We start from the raw sequence: 1,380 nt of genomic DNA on the forward strand, positions 1-1,380 counted from the left end.
TATCGAGGAAAGGTTCTGCATGAACCGCACGACTCGCACGAACGACCGTTATTCCAACCCGCGGAAGGGTGGCTCTGCCGGTTCCGACCGGGGTGCCCGTTTCCGTCCGCAGGGTCAGGGGCGTCCCGGCGGCCGTTCCGGCGGCTACGGGCGTCGTCCGGCCGCGCTCCAGGGGGAATTCGCCCTGCCGGTCAGCGTCACCCCGGCGCTTCCGGCCGCCGCGTCCTTCGGCGAGCTGGACATGCCGGTCGAGCTGGTCAGGACGCTCACCGGCCTGGGCATGAGCGAGCCGTTCCCGATCCAGTCGGCCACGCTGCCGAACTCGCTGGCCGGCCGGGACGTCCTGGGCCGTGGGCGTACCGGCTCGGGCAAGACCCTCGCCTTCGGTCTGGCGCTGCTGGCGCGCACCGCCGGGCAGCGCGCGGAGCCCCGGCAGCCGCTGGCCCTGGTCCTGGTGCCCACCCGGGAGCTGGCCCAGCAGGTCACCGACGCGCTCACCCCCTTCGCCCGCGCGCTGAAGCTGCGGCTGGCCACCGTGGTCGGCGGCATGTCCATCGGACGCCAGGCAAGTGCACTGCGCGCCGGGGCCGAGGTCGTCGTCGCCACCCCCGGCCGCCTCAAGGACCTGATCGAGCGCAGGGACTGCCGCCTGGACCGGGTGAACATCACCGTCCTGGACGAGGCGGACCAGATGGCCGACATGGGCTTCATGCCCCAGGTCACCGAACTCCTGGACCAGGTACGCCCCGAAGGCCAGCGGATGCTCTTCTCCGCCACGCTGGACCGCAACGTCGACCTGCTGGTCCGCCGCTACCTCAGCGACCCGGTCGTCCACTCGGTCGACCCCTCCGCGGGCGCGGTGACCACGATGGAACACCACGTCCTGCACGTCCAGGGCGCCGACAAGTACGCCACCACCACCGAGATCGCCGCCCGCGACGGCCGGGTGATCATGTTCCTGGACACCAAGCACGCCGTCGACCAGCTCACCAAGCACCTGCTGCACAGCGGCGTACGCGCCGCGGCGCTGCACGGCGGCAAGTCCCAGCCCCAGCGCACCCGCACCCTGGCCCAGTTCAAGACCGGCCATGTCACCGTGCTGGTGGCCACCAACGTCGCCGCCCGCGGCATCCATGTCGACAACCTCGACCTCGTCGTCAACGTCGACCCGCCCAGCGACCACAAGGACTACCTGCACCGCGGCGGCCGCACCGCCCGCGCCGGCGAATCCGGCAGCGTCGTCACCCTGGTCCTGCCCAACCAGCGCCGCGAGATGGCACGCCTGATGGCAGACGCCGGCATCACCCCGCAGATCGCCCAGGTCCGCTCCGGCCAGGCCGAACTGAGCCGCATCACCGGAGCACAAACCCCCTCCGGCGT

At 71.7% G+C, this 1,380-nt stretch carries 1 protein-coding gene; it reads left to right on the top strand.

Translation table 11 applies throughout. The annotated features are described in order from the left end of the window. Positions 1-19: 19 nt before the first annotated feature. The coding region (locus ACFYWI_RS38495) for a DEAD/DEAH box helicase (RefSeq protein WP_389240852.1) at positions 20-1,380 on the top strand (1,361 nt) is incomplete at its 3' end.

Origin of the sequence: Streptomyces sp. NPDC002889 (assembly GCF_042888425.1) — a bacterium.
GTDB lineage: Bacteria > Actinomycetota > Actinomycetes > Streptomycetales > Streptomycetaceae > Streptomyces.